15 protein-coding genes are annotated in these 19,773 nt (G+C 50.4%); 10 read left to right on the top strand and 5 right to left on the bottom strand.

Annotated elements, in window-relative coordinates; all coding sequences use genetic code 11:
- Positions 1–185: 185 nt before the first annotated feature.
- Genes KDK13_RS01885 through KDK13_RS01875 form a run of 3 tightly spaced genes read left to right on the top strand, consistent with a single transcriptional unit; the run spans position 186 to position 1,491 of the window.
- Positions 186–620 (top strand): host attachment protein, encoded by a 435-nt coding sequence (locus tag KDK13_RS01885; RefSeq protein ID WP_257283088.1) that lies wholly within the window; start codon positions 186–188, stop codon positions 618–620.
- A gap of 41 nt (positions 621–661) precedes the next feature.
- Positions 662–877, top strand: coding sequence for a hypothetical protein (locus KDK13_RS01880; protein WP_257283087.1), 216 nt, complete (start codon positions 662–664; stop codon positions 875–877).
- Positions 878–885: 8 nt separating this feature from the next.
- The gene (locus KDK13_RS01875; RefSeq protein ID WP_257283086.1) at positions 886–1,491 is read left to right on the top strand and encodes a DUF4136 domain-containing protein; all 606 of its coding nucleotides are present in this window, start codon (positions 886–888) and stop codon (positions 1,489–1,491) included.
- A gap of 46 nt (positions 1,492–1,537) precedes the next feature.
- Here KDK13_RS01875 and KDK13_RS01870 read toward each other — a convergent pair whose 3' ends face one another.
- Positions 1,538–2,122 (bottom strand): cob(I)yrinic acid a,c-diamide adenosyltransferase, encoded by a 585-nt coding sequence (locus KDK13_RS01870; protein ID WP_257283085.1) that lies wholly within the window; start codon positions 2,120–2,122, stop codon positions 1,538–1,540.
- A gap of 392 nt (positions 2,123–2,514) precedes the next feature.
- On the opposite strand from KDK13_RS01870, the gene KDK13_RS01865 reads away from it, so the two are divergent.
- The 3 genes from KDK13_RS01865 (at position 2,515) to KDK13_RS01855 (ending at position 10,120) form a co-directional block, all read left to right on the top strand.
- Entirely contained in the window at positions 2,515–4,887 is a 2,373-nt protein-coding gene (locus KDK13_RS01865) for a WD40 repeat domain-containing protein (RefSeq protein WP_257283083.1), read from the top strand.
- Positions 4,888–5,151: 264 nt separating this feature from the next.
- Positions 5,152–7,563, top strand: coding sequence for a WD40 repeat domain-containing protein (locus tag KDK13_RS01860; protein ID WP_257283081.1), 2,412 nt, complete (start codon positions 5,152–5,154; stop codon positions 7,561–7,563).
- Positions 7,564–7,780: 217 nt separating this feature from the next.
- Positions 7,781–10,120 (top strand): WD40 repeat domain-containing protein, encoded by a 2,340-nt coding sequence (locus KDK13_RS01855; RefSeq protein ID WP_257283080.1) that lies wholly within the window; start codon positions 7,781–7,783, stop codon positions 10,118–10,120.
- On the opposite strand, the gene KDK13_RS01850 is transcribed toward KDK13_RS01855, so the two are convergent.
- The gene (locus KDK13_RS01850; RefSeq protein ID WP_257283079.1) at positions 10,099–10,626 is read right to left on the bottom strand and encodes a lipocalin family protein; all 528 of its coding nucleotides are present in this window, start codon (positions 10,624–10,626) and stop codon (positions 10,099–10,101) included. The two genes, KDK13_RS01855 and KDK13_RS01850, sit on opposite strands and share 22 nt — an antisense overlap.
- Positions 10,627–10,782: 156 nt before the next feature.
- Between KDK13_RS01850 and KDK13_RS01845 the strand changes: the two genes are divergently transcribed.
- Positions 10,783–12,093: a DASH family cryptochrome gene (locus KDK13_RS01845; protein ID WP_257283078.1), complete on the top strand. Its 1,311-nt coding sequence runs from the start codon at positions 10,783–10,785 to the stop codon at positions 12,091–12,093.
- On the opposite strand, the gene KDK13_RS01840 is transcribed toward KDK13_RS01845, so the two are convergent.
- A complete protein-coding gene (locus KDK13_RS01840; protein ID WP_257283076.1) occupies positions 12,094–12,918 on the bottom strand; it encodes a 23S rRNA (adenine(2030)-N(6))-methyltransferase RlmJ in 825 nt (274 codons plus the stop codon).
- Positions 12,919–13,430: 512 nt separating this feature from the next.
- On the opposite strand from KDK13_RS01840, the gene KDK13_RS01835 reads away from it, so the two are divergent.
- Genes KDK13_RS01835 through KDK13_RS01825 form a run of 3 tightly spaced genes read left to right on the top strand, consistent with a single transcriptional unit; the run spans position 13,431 to position 16,481 of the window.
- Positions 13,431–14,744 (top strand): ankyrin repeat domain-containing protein, encoded by a 1,314-nt coding sequence (locus KDK13_RS01835; RefSeq protein WP_257283074.1) that lies wholly within the window; start codon positions 13,431–13,433, stop codon positions 14,742–14,744.
- Positions 14,741–14,920, top strand: a complete 180-nt coding sequence (locus KDK13_RS01830; RefSeq protein WP_257283073.1) for a DUF2256 domain-containing protein — start codon at positions 14,741–14,743, stop codon at positions 14,918–14,920. Before KDK13_RS01835 ends, KDK13_RS01830 begins: the two co-directional genes overlap by 4 nt.
- Entirely contained in the window at positions 14,907–16,481 is a 1,575-nt protein-coding gene (locus tag KDK13_RS01825) for a cryptochrome/photolyase family protein (RefSeq protein ID WP_257283072.1), read from the top strand. The genes KDK13_RS01830 and KDK13_RS01825 overlap by 14 nt, the downstream gene beginning before the upstream one ends.
- A gap of 103 nt (positions 16,482–16,584) precedes the next feature.
- Here the strand turns inward: KDK13_RS01825 and KDK13_RS01820 are convergent, their stop codons facing one another.
- Together KDK13_RS01820 and KDK13_RS01815 are read right to left on the bottom strand one after the other, a co-directional pair.
- Positions 16,585–16,962, bottom strand: coding sequence for a hypothetical protein (locus tag KDK13_RS01820; protein ID WP_257283071.1), 378 nt, complete (start codon positions 16,960–16,962; stop codon positions 16,585–16,587).
- Positions 16,963–17,052: 90 nt separating this feature from the next.
- The coding region (locus tag KDK13_RS01815) for a hypothetical protein (protein WP_257283070.1) at positions 17,053–19,773 on the bottom strand (2,721 nt) is incomplete at its 5' end.

The raw sequence follows: 19,773 nt of genomic DNA, 5'->3' as shown, positions 1-19,773 counted from the left end.
AGAAACGTTCTTCAGCGATCAAGAACCCTCGCCCGCCAGGGCGGGGAGTGTCAGAAGTTATGCGACAACCTATGCGACAACCAGTGATAGACAGAAACAGGCAATTCCTGACAGGCAATTTCTGAATTGTTGAACTATCTTTGGACAGTTATCGTACTTCGCGAGCCGTTTAGAGGTGCATACTCATGGCATCATCCTGGGTACTGGTTGCTGATAACAGCCAAGCCAAGGTCTATCGTTTGGACCGACACAAGAGAGTGCTTGATCTGGTTGACCAGATCGATCATGAAGAAGGCAGATGGAAACGGCATGAGTTTGTGACGGCAGGCCCCGGTCATTCAGTCACTTCATCCATTGGCGGTAATGCCCGTATGGTGGGCACGGATAACTCGCCGAAGGTCAATGAGTCTGTCAATTTTGCCCATATGCTGGCCAAATCCATTAATCATGCCCATGATCTGCATCAGTTTGAGACTCTGCGTGTTTGTGCTCCCCCAAAACTACTGGGTGAAATTCTGCCTCTGGTAGAAAAACATGTGCCACTGGGAGATCACATTAACAAAGATCTGGTTCATGAGAGTGCAGAGCAGTTGCTTGAGCGCCTTACCGAGCTTCATTGAGTCTGTATGCTGATGGATCATTGTTAATCGTCGGGGTTGTTATGAATCGGTATAGAGAACTGGAAGAGCTGGATATTGAGTTTCAAGAGGCAGAAAGCGCCTGGCTGGAGGCAAAAGACGATGAAAGTCTTTCACAGCAGGATAAACAGGCGTTTCTGAGTAAGCTGCATAATTGTCTTGAAAAACGTAAAGCGCATATCACCAAACACTGGCATGACCCGGCGTACTACGATAAGGGGCACTTGACGGTCGACTAGGAGCTATCATGAGACAGTACCTTCCCCCATTTGTTCTGTTCACTGTTTTCCTGTCAGGTTGCGCTGCCAAGCCTGAAGTAAGCTGGGACTACGACCAGCAGATTAACTGGCCATCCATGACCACATGGGCCTGGTTCCAGCCACAAAGGGACAGGGATAACCGGGTCCTGAGCCTGATGGCTCAAAGAGTACACCTGCAGGTTTCACAGGATCTTGCCGCAAAAGGGCTACAGGAAGTGCCGGCTCAACAGGCAAGTATGTGGTTGGGTTGGGGCTTTACTGAAAAGTCCAGACTGGAGGGTACGGCATACAACTCTTTCTATAATGGGGGTTTTTACTATGGTCCATGGATGATGACCAACTGGCCCTCTGAAGTGGTGGTAAACAGTTACGAGGAAGGGCGCCTGACACTGAATGTTATTGATCCGGCCAATAACAATGTCATCTGGCAGGGTATTGCCAGTCAACGACTGACGTCGGATATGTCGCCAGAAGAGCAGAGAGACTACATTACAACGTCGGTTAACAGTCTCCTTGAAAAGTTCCCGCCACCGGTTAATTACCTCCCGCAGGGCACGCAGCAGCAATCCACGCAGCAGCAATCGATTCAATGAATCTATTCATTTTCTTTCTATGACACTGTGTCCTGCAAATGCATGACTAGATCTTTTGCTTCTCTGACTGTTGCCAGAGCACCTCACCACCAGCTTGCCTGGCAACTACCCGTGCCAGTACAAACATCAGGTCTGAAAGCCGGTTCAGATACTGCATCAGTGGCGGGTTGATCGCTTCGCCCGCTTCTCTGGCGGCTATTACCCGGCGTTCAGCCCGGCGGGAAATGGTTCTGACCATATGGCAGTAACAGGCCAGGCGGGAGCCACCGGGCAGGATAAAATTTTTCAGCGGTGGCAGGCTGTCGTTAAATTCATCTAATGTTTTTTCAAGGTCTGTAACAAAGGAGGCCTGAATTAACTGGTAACCGGGCATGGCCAGTTCACCACCGAGGTCAAACAGTCGGTGCTGAATATTTTCTAATGGCTTCTGAAGCCGGTGATGCATGGGCTGAACTTCATTCAGCTCATTGATCAGCAGCCCTATCCAGGTGTTCAGTTCGTCAACCGCGCCAATCGCTTCGATGCGCGCATGGGTTTTTGATACACGTCTCTGGTCACCCAGTCCGGTGGTGCCTTTGTCGCCGGTACGGGTATAAATTCTGGACAGACGATTGTGTTCCTGATCAGACATTTGCTGCACCTCAATAACCAAATACCAGTGTTTTCACGATAACCGGCAGAATTTTGCCGTCTGCCAATATCGATACATTGACATCCTCCCACAGCTAAAGCAGTGGGGTTCCTCCTGCGAGACGCTCATGCCTGAGCGCGCTTTCCCCCTTGACAGTAACGGGAAAAAACTTATTCGACAATCCGTTCTATTTATGGCTTATGGCTTATGGCTTATGGCTTATGGCCATGAACGAAAAAAATCCCTCAGTTCAGGAACTTTAGCCCGATTGACTGATCTACTGTTCAGGAGTGAGGTGGTCAGACAAGCAACAGAGGACTATTAAAAAACAGGATACTGCTAATCCATGGCCGTATAGATTCAACCCCTGTGTCAATATGACCGGAGTTACCATGCAACCAATCGCGCCAGGCAGTGCAGCCACAAGCACAATCACAAGCACAACAGAGACCAATGAACGGCAGATATTTAATGATCTGAAACCGTTGCTTAAGTCAGTGGCTGCTTTTAACAAAGATATTTCAGAAGCCTCTGCATCGGAACAGATCAATTCGCTGGCACGGTTGAAACAGAATTCACCACCGGAATTGACGATCCTCACAGCTATCAGTAATCGCAGGCTGGAAATTATCGGACTGAATATTTCCATGATCCAGCCGTTGTCATGCATTGGTTTGGCCAGTGCCTCGCAACAGCATGAACAGCGGAATATATCGTACGATAGTCCTATTGATTCTGGATCGGCAGATCAGGGTATGGTACCCGGTGGCGCTCTTTTGATTGCTACCAATAGCGACAATACACTGACATCACTGAACAGGTCATCCACTGACGATTCAGCCACCGGGTCTGCTCCCCGGAAAGTGCTGACAGCAGAGGCTCCCGGCACTGCAGCAAACCTCGCCGTGCCAGTTAATGACCAGTTACAGGACGTTGTTCCCAACAGGCAGCCGGGCAATACAGGCCCGGTGAAGGCCGGGATTTTCCACTGCCAGACCAACTATCTGGAACTCAAACTGGAGGCTAGGTTCCGTCATCATATTGTCGATGTCAGCTTCAGCCCAATGGGTGAAAACCTGTTTATCCGCGGTCGCGATGGAAAGGATGATTATTTCAGTCTGAAGATTTGGCGACAGGGTGCGAATGGCAACTGGGTGCAGAAAGGGGAGGTAGAAGACTCTGCTTCGATTTATCGTTACGAACTCAACCGATCGGAAAATACACTCCTGAGCAGCAGCCGTAGTGGCAATGTGACGGTGAGTACGCTGAACAGCGATGGCTATTGGGAGAAGGCGGTGGTGCTTGGGCACACCCCCTGTCATGAAGGCTATCCGCCGATGGTGGCGGCTTTCAGCCCCTTCCAGGACAAGATAATGTCCTACGATCCACAGACCGGGAAAATCAACGTATTGCGCGAAGATAGCAACGGTCGGTGGATCCTGCTGACCCAGGCTAAAGAGGTCCGTAACAGTCAGAAAGCCGGGCAACAGCAAGGGCCCTTCAGGGCCACGAACCACTATTTACTGACTTACAAGGGAACAACCGCGACCATCTGGGGCTGTGATGATGAGAACAACTGCCTGGAGGAGTTAAAGACCATTGAGTGCAGTGAGAATATTCGCAGTGCCCAGCTGAGCCATGATGAGCGGCATGCCGTGATCTTCTTCGGGAAGGGCAACGCTGCCTGTCTGAATTGTGACGTGGATGGCAACTGGTCACATTCCGGGGAGATATGCCGCCCTGAATCGTTGATAAATGACGACAACCAGTGCCACTACAAACTGGTTGCTGGTGCCTCCTTTGATGCCTCCGGGCAATATATGCTGACCCGGGATGTGAGCAAAAAAGTGATCATTTCTGGTTACCTTGATGATGGTACATGGGTTGGAAAAGCTGAAATTGAAGGTTGTACAAAGGCCAGATTCAGCCCCTCCGGACGTAAAATACTGGCCGAACTTGGTATTGACGGCTTTAAACTCCTGGATTGCAACAGTATTGACAATCAGCTGGATAAAGGTCAGAGCTTTGAGCACCGCGGCAGTTATGAAGCCATCTTCAGCCCCTCGGAGAATCTTCTTCTGAGTTATGGCAATGAAACGAATTTCGCCTGTATTTGGGGGGATGACGAGGCAGGTAATCTGGTTGAGAAAGCAAGGTCATGTCATCAGGGGGGGGTTGACTATGCGGCCTTCAATCCTCAGGAGGACTGTGTGCTGACCCGCAGTCGTGGTACCGTAAAAGTTCTGGGTCTCGACAGCCAGGGTAAATGGCAGGAGCAGTTTGAGGTTGAACATCAAAGCATGATTCGTATCGCCCGGTTCTCCCTTTCAGGGCGTCTTATCTACACCGTAAGTCTGGACAAAACCGCCTGTATTCTGGGGCGTGATGATAATGGCCAGTGGATAAAGCAGACGGTGACCAGCCCGGATGCCTACCAAATTTATGGTGCCCAATTTAATAAACTGGAGAACCATTTTCTGATCTATGGCAACAAAATGAACCGGAAGGACAAATGCCAGCCAGGCTTTGTGCAACTCTTTATGCAACTTACGCAACTCCGGGGGACCGGTAAAGATGGCCAATGGGTAATAATAGAGCAGATAAAACTGGATCATCCTGTCAGGATGGCCGGATTCAGTCCCGATGGCGATCATCTAATGATCCACTGCAACGATGATCGACGGGGACTTGTCCCTTCAAAAGCTGGTACCGCATTACTCTGGAAGATTCCGGCCAGCCCGGAGCTGGGAACTACCGATACTTGAGGTTTTGTACGATGGCCCGCAGTTTGAATACTTTCTTTTTTGCCACTGAGTAAGACCTTTTTGCTCCCTCCGGTGATCCCTTCCCTTTACTGTCGTAATGACCCCGGACAAAAAACTCCCTGAGGTCAGGAACTTTTGACAAATTGCCTGATCCAAAGGCTACTGAGTGGCCGGGCAAGCAATAGGATACGGCTTAAACAACCTTGGATTACTGTTACATGGCGGTATAAGCCCAATCACCCTATCAATATGACCGGAGTCATCATGCAATCAATAGTACAAAAGTGCATAAATATTGGCTTTTCCGGCAACCCTCAAGCCCTGTGCAGCCTGCGGGCAAGAACACAGGTGATGTCATTTGGCCGGATACTAAGCAGGGCAGCCGCAAGCAAGACGGAGCTCAATGAACGTCAGCTGATTAATGATATGAAGGCGCTGAGAAAGTCGGTGGAAGACTTTAACAGAAAAATCCGGGAAGTTTCTGAACCGAAGCAGATCGAATTGCTGAATCGGTTGAAACGGTATTCACCACCCGAATGGTCGGTCATCACCTCAATCGGTCAGAGTAAGCTGGAAATTGTCGGATTGGAAATGTCCATGATGCAAAAGTCGCCAGGCCCTGGCCTGGCCAATACATCGCAGCTGCGTGAACAAGAGCGTGATCAAGAGAATATAATCCGCAGTTGTCACATCACGACCACTGATGACCCAGCCACAGGGCCATACCCCCGGACAATGGCAGAGGCTATTTCAAACAGCGCCGGGCCAGTTAATGGTCAACAGTTGCCGGATGTTGTTCCCCGGCACAGTCAGGCGGACAACATTGGCCCGGTGATTGAGCGAGTGACCTCCGGCATTTTCCAATGCCAGACAAAGTATATGGAACTCAAAAAGATAGCTGGCTTTTGGAAATATATTCTCGATGCCACCTTCAGCCCAACGGGTAAGAACCTGATTATCACGGGTTGCAACGGTGATGACGATTTCAACCTGGGCATCTGGCGGCCAGGCGCGGATGGTGGCGACTGGGTATTGAGAGGAGAGATAAAGGACTCCGGCCCAATCCGTGATTACGAGTTCAACCAGGGTGAAAATACCCTCCTGAGCAGCAGCCGCAGTGGCAACGTCAGGGTGATTACGCTGAACAGCGATGGCTGCTGGGAGGAGACGGTAGTGCTTGCGCTCACTCCCCACCATGAAGACTATCCGCCGGTGCAGGTAAGCTTTAGCCCGTTGCAGGACAAGATCATGGCCTATGACCCTCAGGCCGGCAACATCATCGTATTGCGCAAATACAGCAATGGCCGGTGGCTTTCGCTGACCCAGCCCAAAGGTATCAGCCACTTTCAGCAAACCGGTCCACAGCAGCCGCACTTCAAGGCCACCGACAATTTTTTTCTGGCTTACTGTGGCAGGACAGTGACCATCTGGGGCTTCAGTGACAAGGGCAACTATCTGGTGGAGAAAGGAGTCTTTGAGTGTGACAGGAATATTGCCAGTGCCCAGCTGAGTGATGATGAGCGCCAGGCTGTTGTCTTCACCTGGGGTAGCCAGGCCCTCTTTCTGGGTTGTGATGACGATGGGAACTGGTCTAAGGTCGGAAATATCCGTCATCCCGAGACGATGATAGACGACGACAACCAGGCTCACACCAACCTCATTTGCCAAGCCACCTTCAATGCCTCCGGGCAACATGCCATGACCCGGGATATAGACAACAGGGTTATTATTTCCGGATATGACGATAACGGTGCCTGGGTACGAAAGGCAGAAATCCAGGATTGTGTGGAGGCCAGATTCAGCCCCTCCGGGCATAAATTACTGGCTCGTCACGGTAGTGGCCGCTTCAGGCTCTGGGATTGCAAAAGTACTGGTGAGCGGTTTGATAACAGTCAGGTTCTTGAGCACACCGGCAGCCGGGAGGTTGTCTTCAGCCCCTCAGAGAACCGTTTGCTAAGTTACGGCCATGAATCGCATGTTGCCTGTATTTGGGGCAATGACGAAGAAGGTAACCTGATTGAGGAAGCAAAGGTATGCCATCAGGAAGGGATTGACTATGCTGCCTTCAACGCCCGGGAGGATAGCGTGTTGACCCACGGTCGGGACCATACTGTAAAAATTCAGGGCCTCGACAGCCAGGGTAAATGGCAGGAACAGCTGGTGTTTCACAATCCAAACATCATTCCTGATGCCGGGACTTCCACATTGGCAAGCATTTTAACTCGTATATTGCCGAACAACATCCTTCATGCCCGGTTTTCCCCTTCAGGGCGTCTTGCCTGTTTTGTTTGCCTGGACGACACCGCCTGTATCCTGGGACGGGACGATAATGGCCAGTGGATGATACAGGCGGAGCCGGATTCAGGTATCTACTCCATCGATGGTGCTGAGTTTAATGGATTGGATAACCATTTCCTGACCTATGGCAACACATTAGACGACAAAAGTCATTCAGGTCTTGTGCAACTCTGGGGCATCGGTAGCGATGGCAAATGGGTAGAGAAAGAGCAGATAAAACTGGTTAAACACGTTAGAAAGGCGGCATTCAGCCCCGACGGCGAACATTTAGTGATCTACTCCAATGATGATCAGCGTGGACTTCTGCTTTCAGAATCCGGTGGTGCATCACTCTGGAAAATCCCGACCAGCCCGGGGCAAGAAACAGCGCACCCTTGAGGTGTGACAAAACGGTTAATCCGTAGCTGTACACTCAGAAATCCCTGAACCGGAGCTGAACGAATCCCTGGAACTTTCACCGGATTGACTGATCTACAACTCCACGAACCGAATGGGCAGTCAATTATTAACAGAGGATCATTCAGATAACCCATCGGGTTTCACTAATACGTGGTCGTATAGTTCCAATCCCTGTGCCAATAGGTCTGTAGTCATCATGCAACCAGTATCACAAAGTATTGCCAGAATAGAACAGCAAATAATTAATGACCTGGAACCACTGCTTACTACAGTGGCTGCCTATAACAAACAAATCAAAAAAGAATCTGATCAGGACCAGATCGAATCGAGGAAACGGTTGCAACTGATGTCACCGCCCGGATTGACAGTCATCACCGATATCAGTGAGCGTAAAATTGCCAAATTGGATATTTCCCTGAAGCAGCAATCGTCAGACGCTGAATTGGCTGATGCAGCGCAACAGCAGGGTGAGCAACTGAGTAAACCTTTCGATACACTGCACGCAGTGAAAAACCCATCAACTGATGACACCGAATCTGTTTTCCAGAAAACATTAATATTTGAGGCTTCCGGCACTTCTGCAAACATTGCTGGGCTCATTAATGACTTGCAGTCTCGGGATGTTGTCGTCAAAGTCAGGCAACCAGACTTTATTGACCCACTGCAGGCTGAATTTATCCAATGCCAGACAAATTATCTGGAATCCAAACAGATCATCACCTTCGATAATCGTATCCTTGACGCCAGCTTCAGCCTGACGGGTAAGAACCTGGTTATTACGGCTAGCGACGATGTTGACGATTTCAGTCTGGGCATCTGGGCACGAGATTTGGATGGCGTCTGGTTAGAGAACGGTTCCGTCGGGGATTACAAGGAGATTTTCCATTGCCAGCTTAACCGGTCGGAAAATACACTCCTGAGCAGCAACGACGATGGCGTTGTCACGGTGTATACGCTAAACAGTCATGGCCGTTGGGTGTTGGCAAAAGTGCTTGAGCACACCCCCACCCATAAAGACTATCCAAAGGTGCAGGTAGCCTTCAGCCCCTTGCAGGACAGGATTATGTCCTGGGACCCACAGACCGGCAGAATCAATGTATTGTACAAGGACAGCAACGGCCTGTGGACTCCGCTAAGCCAGACTAGGGAGATCTGTCACTTTCAGCAATACGGGTCACAGCAACCGTCCTTCAGGGCCACGGACAATTATTTACTGACTTATCAGGGCGCATCAGCGACCATCTGGGGCTTTAGTGATGAAAGTAATTCTCTGGAGGAAAAAAAGGTCATTGAGTGCAACGGGAATATTTTAAGTGCCCAGCTCAGTGATGATGAACAGCATGCCCTGATCTTCACCGAGGACCACAAGGCCGTTTTTCTTGGTTGTGATATCGATGATGGCAGCTGGTCGCAGATTGCAGAGATCTGTCATCCTGGATTGAGGTCGAGTCAACTTAACAACCGTTTCGGTAACGTTATTTGCCATGGATCCTTCAATGCCTCCGGCCAACATGCGCTGACCCTTGACGCAGACGATAGAGCCATCATTTCCGGTTATGATGATAACGGTGACTGGGTAGTAAAAACTGAAATCCGGGATTGTGCAAAGGCTGAATTCAGCCCCTCCGGGGGCAAATTACTGGCCCGTCTCTTTAAACCCCTTGACTGCAACAGTACCGGTGACCTGCCAGGTGACGGTGAGGCTCCTGGGCAGAGCGGCAGTGACGAAGCCATCTTCAGTCGGAGCTACGGCAACTATAAACTCTGGGATTGCAGCAGAACGGGTGATCGGCTGGATAACGTCCAGACCCTTGAGCACAGCGGCAGTAGTGATGTCATCTTCAGCCCCTCAGAGAATGTTCTTCTGAGCTATGGTGTTGACACGAATTATGCCTGCATCTGGGGGTATGACGAGGAAGGTAACCTGGTTGAGAAAGCAAGGGTAGGTCATCAGGGGGGGATTGACTATGCCGCCTTCAATCCTCAGGAGGACAGTGTGCTGACCCGCAGTCATGATCAAACCACAAAAATCCTGTCCCTCGACAGCCAGGGCAAATGGCAGGAACAATTGATGGTTCAACATCAAGGACGGATTCGTGATGCCCGGTTTTCCCCTTCAGGCTGCCTTGCCTATACCGTTAGCGCGGATAAAACCACCTGTATCCTGGGGCGCGACGATAGTGGCCAGTGGATGAAACTGGCGGTGACGACGACCCCTGATGCCTACTCCATCGAAGGTGCGTTTTTTAATGAACTGGATAACCATTTCGTGGTTCATGGCAATAGAGTGAATCGGAAGTTCATACGTCAACAAGGTCTTGTGCAACTCTGGGGCATTGGTGATGATGGCAAATGGGTAGAAAAAGAGCAGATTAAACTGGAATCTCCCGTTAAACTGGCGAAATTCAGTCCCGACAGCGAACATTTATTGATCCAATGCCATGATAGACGACGGCAATTTAGCCATTCAGAAGCCGCTATCGCGTTACTCTGGAAGATCCCTGCCGACCCGGACTATTGCAGAGGGCTGGTTTGATCCACAAAGATCAATTGTCCAGTCTCAAACCCAAGTGCCCTGGCCTGGTCGATGAAGTCCGACTTGACCTTATCACTGACGGTAGGGGTCCTGGCCAGCAGCCAGAGGTAGTCCCGATCATTCCCTGAGATAAAGGCGTATTCATAGTCTTTCTGGTCAAGCCCAAAAATGATGTATGAGCCGTAGAAGGGGCCAAAAAAGGAGACTTTGAGGTAGCCTTCGTCATCTCCCCGGACAAATTTTGCCTTGCCTTCGGCCTGCTTACGTTCACCTGCTGCAGCAGAGTAACCTGAGTTGATGACTCGGATAGTGCCATCCGGGTTGCTTGAGTATTCTGCCGTGATGTGGGAAAGGCCGCGTTCAAAGCGGTGGTCCAGCCGGGCGATCTCATACCACTTGCCGACATAGCGATTAACCTCAAATGGCTTTACCGGGGTAATGCCTTCGGGTATTCCTGTGCAGCCTGCAAGCAGTGCGGCCAGTGACAAGATTTTCAGGGTTCTCAACGCGTTTTATCCTTATTGTTAATGTATTCCATAGGAGTCTCTCTCAAATGCTGATGAATTACAAAAAGTTATCGGTGATTGGGTATGGTTTGTCGCGGTTGGGGAAAACTCACGTATACATAAGCTCTGGTGTTTGAAAGTTCGGGGGTATCGCATTTGCAGGGAATAACGCTGTTTCTGTTTACCAATGATTTGAGGCTGAGTGATAACCGTGCCTTGATGCAGGCGGCTGCCAGCTGTAAATACTTGGTGTGCGTCTATTGTGTTGACCCTGCCTGGTTCAAGCCGGGCCGCTACCAGTCAAGGGTGATGGGCGATCATCGCTGGGGTTTCCTGAAGGAGAGTATTCAACACCTTGAGTCACAGCTTGAAGAGCGCCGGCAAAAACTGCTGGTGCGTCGGCAAAGCCCGTATCAGGCGATCGAGCAAATGCTGAAGGCCCATAACATTGATGCTGTCTATCGCAGCCGTAATATGGGTTATCAAGAGAGTGTCTATTGGCAAAGTCTCAAGCGGAACTTCCCGACAGTCACGTTCCATGAAGTTGAAACGTTTACGCTCTTCCACCAGAACGATCTGCCGTTTGCCCTGGACGAGCTGCCGGAAACCTTTACCCGGTTCCGAAAGCAAGTAGAAAACCTGCCCATTACCGAAGCAGCAACCGCACCGGATATCATGCCAGGGCCAATGCCCGGCTTGAATTACTCCTCTGACCGGTTACCGGCAAAGGCCAAAACCAGCCGTTCGTTTACCGGCGGTGAAGCAGCAGCTGCAGAGCATCTGCGGCACTATTTTTCAACGATGCAGCCAGCCACCTACAAGGAGACACGAAACGCCTTTCAGGGTTGGGAGAACTCAACCAAATTTTCTCCCTGGCTGGCGCAGGGTTGCCTTTCCGCCCGGCAGATTTTCCAGGCACTGAGCGACTATGAGTCCATGATTATGGCCAACGAATCCACCTACTGGATTCGGTTTGAATTGCTGTGGCGTGAGTATTTTCAATGGTACGCCCTGAAGCATGGTGTCCGGCTGTTTTCACCCAGGGGCATTAAAGAAAAGTGCAGGTTGTCCTGCTTTTATCCGGAACGTTTTCAGAAATGGTGCGCCGGTAATACGCCCTGGCCTATCGTCAATGCCTGCATGAAAGAGCTGAAGGACACCGGTTACCTGTCCAACCGTGGACGGCAGATCGTGGCCAGCTGCTTTATTCATGAGTTGGGGATGGACTGGCGCTACGGCGCAGCCTGGTTTGAGCAGCAGCTGGTGGATTATGACGTGGGCAGCAACTGGGGTAACTGGCAGTATCTGGCGGGCGTGGGTGCTGACCCGAGAGGGTGTCGCCATTTTGACCTGGATAAACAGGCCCGGCAGTATGATCCTGATGGCAGCTATATACACCGTTGGGAGGGCGATAAAACCTACCCTCTGGACAGCGTCGATGCCGCCGACTGGCCCATCATGCCGTAATCATTCCGCCACCAATAGCTGATGCCGCCAGCGAGCCTTCTGGTCTTTCGCCAGGTGGGCCGATACCTCTGGCATGGTCCGGATGAAGTCATCCGCCAGTGTCCAGGGAGGATTCACCACCACCATGCCCGAGGCGGTCATTCCGGGTTCACTGTTGTCAGCAACACCCATTTCAAACAGGTGGACATTGCGCATCCTGCTGTTGGCAACCCCCTTTTCCATCTGTCGAACCTGATGCATTTCCACCACGGGATACCACAGTAACAGCATTGCCTGAGGCATTTTCAGATAAGCGGCTTCCATCACCTTAACCACGGTCTGATAGTCCGACTTGATCTCATAAGAGGGATCGACCAATACCAGGGCACGACGGCTGGCTGTGGGCAGCAGGGCTGGCAGCCCCTTAAAGCCATCTTCCTGACGAACATGGCAAAGGCGGCGATGTGCACAATGCTCCCGTAATTCAGTAATGGTCTGTGGATGCATTTCATAGAGCCAGGCCTTGTCACCGGGCCGCAACAGCCGCTTTATCAGCAATGGCGAGCCCGGGTAACGCTGGCAGCGGAGATCGTCGGCAATCTGGCTGTGATAGTCTTCCAGACCTTTCAGTTTTTTCCAGTCCAGCTTCAGGACACCCTCAGCGCTTTCAGCGGTCTTTCGGGCCATGGCTGAGTCCAGTCGGTAGAGACCGGCGCCGGCATGGGTATCAATGTAATCAAAAGGCTTGTCTTTTTTCTGCATGTGACGCACGCAGGCCAGCAATAGCCAGTGCTTGAGTACATCGGCATGATTGCCCGCGTGGTAATGGTGTTGATAGCTCAGCATGGGATCTGGAGACCCTGATGGTGGGGTAGATAAGATGGATGTTGTGCGTTCGGACGGGGGAATATAGCAGATTCACGGGTAATCTGGCATAAGGCGAAACATCGGTTTTTTTGCCGGGCCGGTTTTGGTTAGTGCAGGTAACCATGTTGTTAGTTATCCGCCGGGTTTTTTCCGCCAGAATATCTGCAATTTTTTAACAGAGCAGGATTCCTGGGAAGCATACAAAGGGAGTTGTGATGGATGTGTCAAGTGTTATAACCCCAAGGGTGCCAGCCAGCGTGATGGGATCTTCCGTCAACGGGTGTCATGCTGCCCAAAAAAGTTATCGGATGCGTTCAGTAGCTCCCTGCCTCTGCAGTAACTCCCTCCCCACCGGAATTGACCCGGCCAATCCGGGCTCCCCAGGCAATGGGTTCCGGCCTACAACAAACAGTATTGTCCATCAATCTTTTCACCACCGGCCTTTATTGGGCGCATTGAAAGTCATTAAAAAAAACGCGGCAGATATTTTTATGACAAAAAGATATGTCAGCCAATTCAAGGCCATTGAAAAGGCTATGGGTAATAAGGAGAATGGCATTACTCCGGAAAGTCTTGACCAGTTTAAAAAGAAATGTGCACAGCGGGCGGCGGAAATCATCGGGGAGTGCAAGCCGGGCTGCTGTCTGACCATTGATTTTGCCAATGGGCGCCATACGGCACTGATAATTTATCCTGTTAATGGCGAGCCTGAATATTTTTCTTATGGCGCTCTACATGCGAATTGGAAACTGATTGAAAAGAATCTTGCCTGGGACATTCCCCGGGAAGCCGGTGAGAGCGACAGTCGATTTGAACTCAGAAAATACATAATGAAGGATATTGTTGACCACTATGATTACGTCTCTGACCGAAGGACTGTGTTACTGACGGGTCTTAATGTTGACATGATGCTAAAAAAAGCCAGAAAGATCTATGAGAATGGTCACTACGGCTATGGTTTCAACTGTTCCACATTTGTCGCTAATGTCCTCAAGTCCGGCTATCAACATATCCACAAACCTTTTGCCAATAAAAGGGGCTGGCAAACTCCGGAAAATACCATAAGGCTTGCCCGTGAGATTCAGCATCTGAAGACAAACCCGGACGCAAGAACCCCTGATGCGGCAATTGAGCAGAAAATCGACCAATGCCGTGACCTTGAGGGTATCCTTCAGGTTCATAAGGACAATGTCGTCGATATCAAGTGCCGTTTCCTTTTCCGGCTGAAGCATTTTCTGTATCACATCTTCGGGCTCAGGTCTGATGAAGAATACCGGATTAATCAGCTGGAAAAATATATTACCCGACATATTATGGGCAGTGATGCCGTTAAAAAGGCGCTGTTTGAGGCGCTTAAGAACGGTCAGGCGGATGACAGGCGGATTATGTACCTCTTGTCCTTATTGAGACTGGACGCGAAGTCGGTTGAGCGGGTGGTAAAAATGAACGACCCCGGGTTACTTGAGTTTTATCTGAACTATTTCCGGGAAGACGTAAACCGAAGAATTAATAAACGGCGGGAAAGCCTGTTGCTGTGTGCGATCCGCAATCAATCAAACCATGTCGTGCGTGCGCTGCTCGGCAGGAAAGACACCAACCGGTATCTTCGCGACAAGGATGGGAATACGCTGCTTATACTGGCCGCCAAAAAAGGCAATGCCGAAGTGGTCAACAGGCTATTGCAGGCGAATCCTGATATCAGCGTGACCAACCGGTGGGGAAAGACTGCGATGGATATGGCCAGGAAGTACCATCATCAAGACGTTTTACACCTATTGAAAGAATTTCACGTAAAAAAGGCATGAATTACCCTCAACGAGCAAGAGCGACTGGCCATAAGGCACCGGCACAAAAACTGTGCCCGGTCTGCCACCGTCCCTTTTCCTGGCGAAAAAAGTGGGAACGCTGTTGGGAAGCGGTGCGTTACTGTTCAAGGCGTTGCCGATCTCAACGACACCGGGTGATGGATGAACAGCAATAAACCCTATTCAACCCTCAGGCTGATTCTTGGTGACCAGCTCAATGCCCGCCATAGCTGGTTCAGCGTGCAGGACGATGATTGTCTTTATGTGATTGCCGAGCTGCTTCAGGAAACTGGCTACGTCAAGCACCATGTACAAAAAATCTGTGGTTTTTTTCTGGCCATGGAACAGTTCGCTTTGGCACTGCAGAAAGCGGGGCATCATGTGCTGCACCTGACGTTGGATGAAACCGGTGACTTTACCGACCTGCCTTCATTGATTCTTCATTTGTGCGAGCAATATTCCGTGACCCGCTTTGAATACCAGCGGCCGGATGAATACCGTTTGCTGGCGCAGTTAAGGGACTTTGGGCCTGATCAATTACTTAAGAAAAATATCTCTGCTAAAGAGTACGACACTGAACATTTTCTGGTCCCGTTTGATGAGCTGGCCAAACGGTTCAAGCCCGGTAAGCCGGGCCGGATGGAAACCTTCTATCGAAAAATGCGCCAGCAGCATAATGTCCTGATGTGTGATGGCCAGCCGGAAGGCGGGCAATGGAATTATGATGCTGACAATCGCGCCAGGCTCAAGGCTGCAGACCTTGAGCAGATTCCGGAACCGTTACTGTTTGCCAGTTCAACCACGTCAGTACTGGAACGGCTTAAACGCCATAATGTGCAGAGCTTTGGTGACATTGGTACTCATCTGCCATGGCCGATTACCCGTCAGGAGTCTTTAAAATTACTCGATTATTTCTGCACCTGTTGCCTACCGCATTTTGGTCAGTTCCAGGATGCCATGACCGCAAACAGTGATCATCAGTGGAGCCTCTACCATTCCCGGCTCTCCTTCGCCCTGAACAGCAAAATGCTCCATCCGAAACAGGTGATCGATAAGGCCATCAGCGCCTGGCGGGAAAACCCGGAGGTGATTTCTCTGGCGCAGATAGAAGGCTTTGTCCGTCAGATCCTCGGGTGGCGCGAATATATCCGGGGTGTTTACTGGAGCAATATGCCGGACTACGAATCCATGAACTTCCTGAGGGCGGATAGAGACCTGCCTGAGTGGTTCTGGACCGGACAGACAGGGATGAACTGTATGCGCCACGCCATTACTCAGTCATTGCAGTATGCCTATGCCCATCATATTCAGCGGTTGATGATTACCGGTAACTTCTGCCTGCTGGCGGGAATTGATCCTGACCAGGTTGACCAGTGGTATCTGGGTATTTATATCGATGCAATCCAGTGGGTGGAGCTGCCCAATACCCGGGGTATGTCACAGTATGCGGACGGTGGCATGGTGGCTTCGAAACCCTATGCAGGCAGTGGCAATTATGTGCAGAAAATGAGCGACTATTGCCCGGGCTGTGTTTACAGCGTGAAGGAAAAAGAGACTGAAAGCGCCTGCCCCTTGAACAGCCTTTACTGGTATTTTATGGAGAGACACCGGGCGTTATTGCAGAACAACCCACGGACTGCACTGGTCTACAAGGGTTGGGACAAAAAGAGTTCAGCTGACAGAGATGCCATCCTGAAACGGGCTCAGTGGTGCATTAATCATTTGAACTCACTTTAAACATTTGAAAGCCTGAGCAGCCGCAGATGGGAACTCAATGAGGCCATTGTAGTAGTCGCAGTTTATGCCTTCCCACGAAGGACCCAAAATTGTTGGAACGAGATCATGGCTTGAGGTGGTTCACAATGATAGCGAGTGTCTCTTCAACCTTATCAAACCGCTTATCAATGTTATCAAGTCGGTTTTCAATCTTATCGAATCGGTCATCAACCTTATTGAGTCGATCATCAATTTTATCGAGTCGATCATCAATTTTATCGAGTCGATCATCAACCTTATCAAGTCGATTATCAATCCTGTTGAAGCGTTCACGATTTTCCTGCTGGTGGGCATCCACCTTTTTGTTCAGTGTCTCAATCGCTATTTCATGGCGCACACTGTGCAGGAACAGTTTTTTAATATCATTCTGTGAGTTTTTAACGCTGATCTCTATTTGATGAATGGCGTTCCAGAGCGCATCACTGTCTTTATCGTGGTTCATGCGGGCAACTTCTGATTATTTTTGATGCGTTGAGAATAGCAGAGAATTGCCTCGCCCCCGGGGTTTTTTGAGGGAACGAGGCGAGCCGTATTAGTCCTTATTCTTCCATTTGCTGAAGATGCCTCGGGCGAGGTTTTCATTCTCGCTCATGATCAGTGGCTTGCCGTTGGCTTCTGTGGCCAGAACCACATCACCAGAGGCATTGTACCGATTCAGTACCAGGTCAGAACCCCCTTCAGGGAAGTCGATGGTCAGCACACCGTTAGTTATGCTCCAGGGTAAGGTCTTTGTCTCTGAAACCTTTACCTGTGTATCACTGACAAAGTGGAAGCTGGCGAACATGGGTGCTGCTGCTGTTGATGTGCTGTCATCATCAACATAGAACCAGGTCTTGCCCGTCAGCTGTTCTGAGGTCCAACCGGTCTGGTTTTCAGCAGCACTGTAATCTTTCTTGCCCCAGGCGATCAGATCTTTTGATCCGGTGACCGCAAAGGCAACTTCCGCTGAAGTATAGATAAATTGATCCCGCTCGGTATCAGCCCCTATTTGCAGAACCAGCTCATCACCTTCGAAGGTGTAATCAGCATCACATACATCACCCATGCACGCTTGCCCTTCGAAGAAAACGGTCGCTTCAACACTGTCAAAGCGAACACTGTTCAAGCTGCCCTGGTAGCGATAGTCGTTACGGCTGGAACCTTCTAGAAAGTCTTGTAGTTCGGCTTCTGTGACTTCAGGTAAAAGGCCGCTGCCCGGATGGTTCCATTCGATATTGAACAGCAGGTCACTGATGACTTCACTACGGGCAGATTTGGCAATAACGCCGAACACTTGCCCATCATGGGTACTGCCAGTGATGTCATAGTCAACCACGCAACTGGTATTGTTATCACCCGGGAAGAACTGTTTGGTTACGCCAATGTTGTCGCTTGCTTCACTGCTCACAATTTCAAAGCTGCTGTACAGGGCCTTGATCCGGCTTTCGCAGTTTGCTTGCGTCGGGTTGTCTGCTGCAGGCAGGCTGTCAAAGTACAGGTCAATGTCCAGATCACCCTCATCATTCTGAACCGGTAATCCCATGGAAACAGAGACCTTACCCGGCTGATAATTGCTACGCAGGGCTTTGGGCTGATAGAAACCGAAGTCACCCTGGCCTTCCGGCGTGTCGCTGGTGAGCTGGATACGCTGTTCAGCATGGGCTTTGTTAGCAAAGTAGAGTTCAGCCCTGGTTTTACCGTCTTCGGTATGCTCAAGCAGCAGACCGGCGCCATTAGCAGCCAGTGACTGGTCGATCAATGACATGTTGGTTATGACCCCATCACCGTTGCTGTCCCAGGTGATGTTCAGCTTGCTGCCATCAACGGCGTAGCTGCCAACGGACTCAAGTTGCTCAGAACAGCTGGTACGGTTGGCAATGGTGCGGGTATTGCTGAGCACGTCGCCACCTTCAAACAGGAAGGTGTCGCACCATACCTGTGTGAAGTCAGCCGTGCTGGCATCGCCATCGTCATTACCGTCTGTCAGTCTATAGAGTGGCTTGCCTTCCAGAGGGTGCTGATCTTGTACCGCTTCGGCAACGTCCAGTGAGAAAACCGTCCCAGCCTGCTGATTCACACCATCATTCGCGTAAACAAAAATGCTGAGGTCTTTTCCTGACACGGACGGGGTGCCACCAATGACCAGCATCTGGTTTTCATCCACGGATACAGTCAGCCCGGTAATATCGGTTTCAGCTGTCAATTTCAGTGGATCATCGTCGGTAAACAGATCGGCAATGGATATTGTCGTATCTTCTGTTTGCCCCTGGGTCAGCTGTAGACCGTTCAAAAATGACTGGATCTCACCTGCGGCCTGTTCATTCAGCTGTGGTTCAGCGTTTTCAGCAGTTACTTCCAGGACAAATTTAACCGGGTAGGAGCGGGTTTTACCATCGTAAGCGTAAACGTATACTTCATAATTGCCCGCTTTTTCTGGTGTACCCTGGATAGTGGAACCAGTAATCGTCAGACTGGAACCTGATGCAGGTAATACTTCTACAGAATAGGTTAATGGGTCGTTGTCACTGTCTGCAAACCAGCCTGCAACATCCACCTCTGTGAAGGCTTGCCCCACTTCAATGGTGCGATTAAGTTCACCGCTCTCATGGCCAACGGTGATGGATGGGCGCTGGTTTGGAGTGACGCTACCCTCATTGCCAATCACCGGGGCGAAATTTTCAAGGCTGCCATTGTTTGTGATAACCTCTTGCGCTTGACCAGAGGCTTGCTCAACGGCACCCAGCTTCTGTTCAACGGTCAGGTTTTTATCAGCATCAAACAGGGCTTCACCGATGGCATTGATGGCCTGGGCTTTAGGATTATTAGCATTGGCAACATAATCAGTGAAAATGTCATCAGCTGTCAGGCCCAGTTCAGAATCAAATTTACTGACGACAATGTCTTTTGCCGCAACAATGTCTTCGGGGGTAGGATTAGCCTTCAGCTGGGCAACCACCAGATCAGTCATCGGACTGACCACACGCTCACCAGCCGGAGCTTTCAGTTCAACATTTTTTGTCACGACGCCACGACTTTCATCAACGGTAATGCCGGGAAGTGCAGTAATACAGAGCGTGTTGTTTTGGTACTCAACCGGTATTTGTGCGCTGCCTTTATCGCCAGTGTTGGCTATCAGTGTTGATTCACAGGCATTGTCGTTATTGGTATCAACCCGCACTTCAGCATTTTTCAGGTAGCCGTCCAGGGCAGTGATGGCAAAGGTTTCAGGCGGTGTAGTCGTCCCCCCCCCCCCCGGACGAAACCCCATTTTCCC

This window comes from Endozoicomonas sp. SESOKO1 (assembly GCF_024606265.1).
Taxonomy (GTDB): Bacteria; Pseudomonadota; Gammaproteobacteria; order Pseudomonadales; family Endozoicomonadaceae; genus Endozoicomonas.
This window is presented reverse-complemented; position numbering and strand designations above follow the sequence as displayed.

What these genes read in the sequence shown, in the direction of transcription:
- KDK13_RS01885 (WP_257283088.1), top strand. Translation starts at nt 186, where the DNA reads ATGGCATCATCCTGGGTACTGGTTGCTGATAACAGCCAAGCCAAGGTC.
- KDK13_RS01880 (WP_257283087.1), top strand. Translation starts at nt 662, where the DNA reads ATGAATCGGTATAGAGAACTGGAAGAGCTGGATATTGAGTTTCAAGAG.
- KDK13_RS01875 (WP_257283086.1), top strand. Translation starts at nt 886, where the DNA reads ATGAGACAGTACCTTCCCCCATTTGTTCTGTTCACTGTTTTCCTGTCA.
- KDK13_RS01870 (WP_257283085.1), bottom strand. Translation starts at nt 2,122, where the DNA reads ATGTCTGATCAGGAACACAATCGTCTGTCCAGAATTTATACCCGTACC.
- KDK13_RS01865 (WP_257283083.1), top strand. Translation starts at nt 2,515, where the DNA reads ATGCAACCAATCGCGCCAGGCAGTGCAGCCACAAGCACAATCACAAGC.
- KDK13_RS01860 (WP_257283081.1), top strand. Translation starts at nt 5,152, where the DNA reads ATGCAATCAATAGTACAAAAGTGCATAAATATTGGCTTTTCCGGCAAC.
- KDK13_RS01855 (WP_257283080.1), top strand. Translation starts at nt 7,781, where the DNA reads ATGCAACCAGTATCACAAAGTATTGCCAGAATAGAACAGCAAATAATT.
- KDK13_RS01840 (WP_257283076.1), bottom strand. Translation starts at nt 12,918, where the DNA reads ATGCTGAGCTATCAACACCATTACCACGCGGGCAATCATGCCGATGTA.
- KDK13_RS01835 (WP_257283074.1), top strand. Translation starts at nt 13,431, where the DNA reads ATGACAAAAAGATATGTCAGCCAATTCAAGGCCATTGAAAAGGCTATG.
- KDK13_RS01830 (WP_257283073.1), top strand. Translation starts at nt 14,741, where the DNA reads ATGAATTACCCTCAACGAGCAAGAGCGACTGGCCATAAGGCACCGGCA.
- KDK13_RS01825 (WP_257283072.1), top strand. Translation starts at nt 14,907, where the DNA reads ATGAACAGCAATAAACCCTATTCAACCCTCAGGCTGATTCTTGGTGAC.
- KDK13_RS01820 (WP_257283071.1), bottom strand. Translation starts at nt 16,962, where the DNA reads ATGAACCACGATAAAGACAGTGATGCGCTCTGGAACGCCATTCATCAA.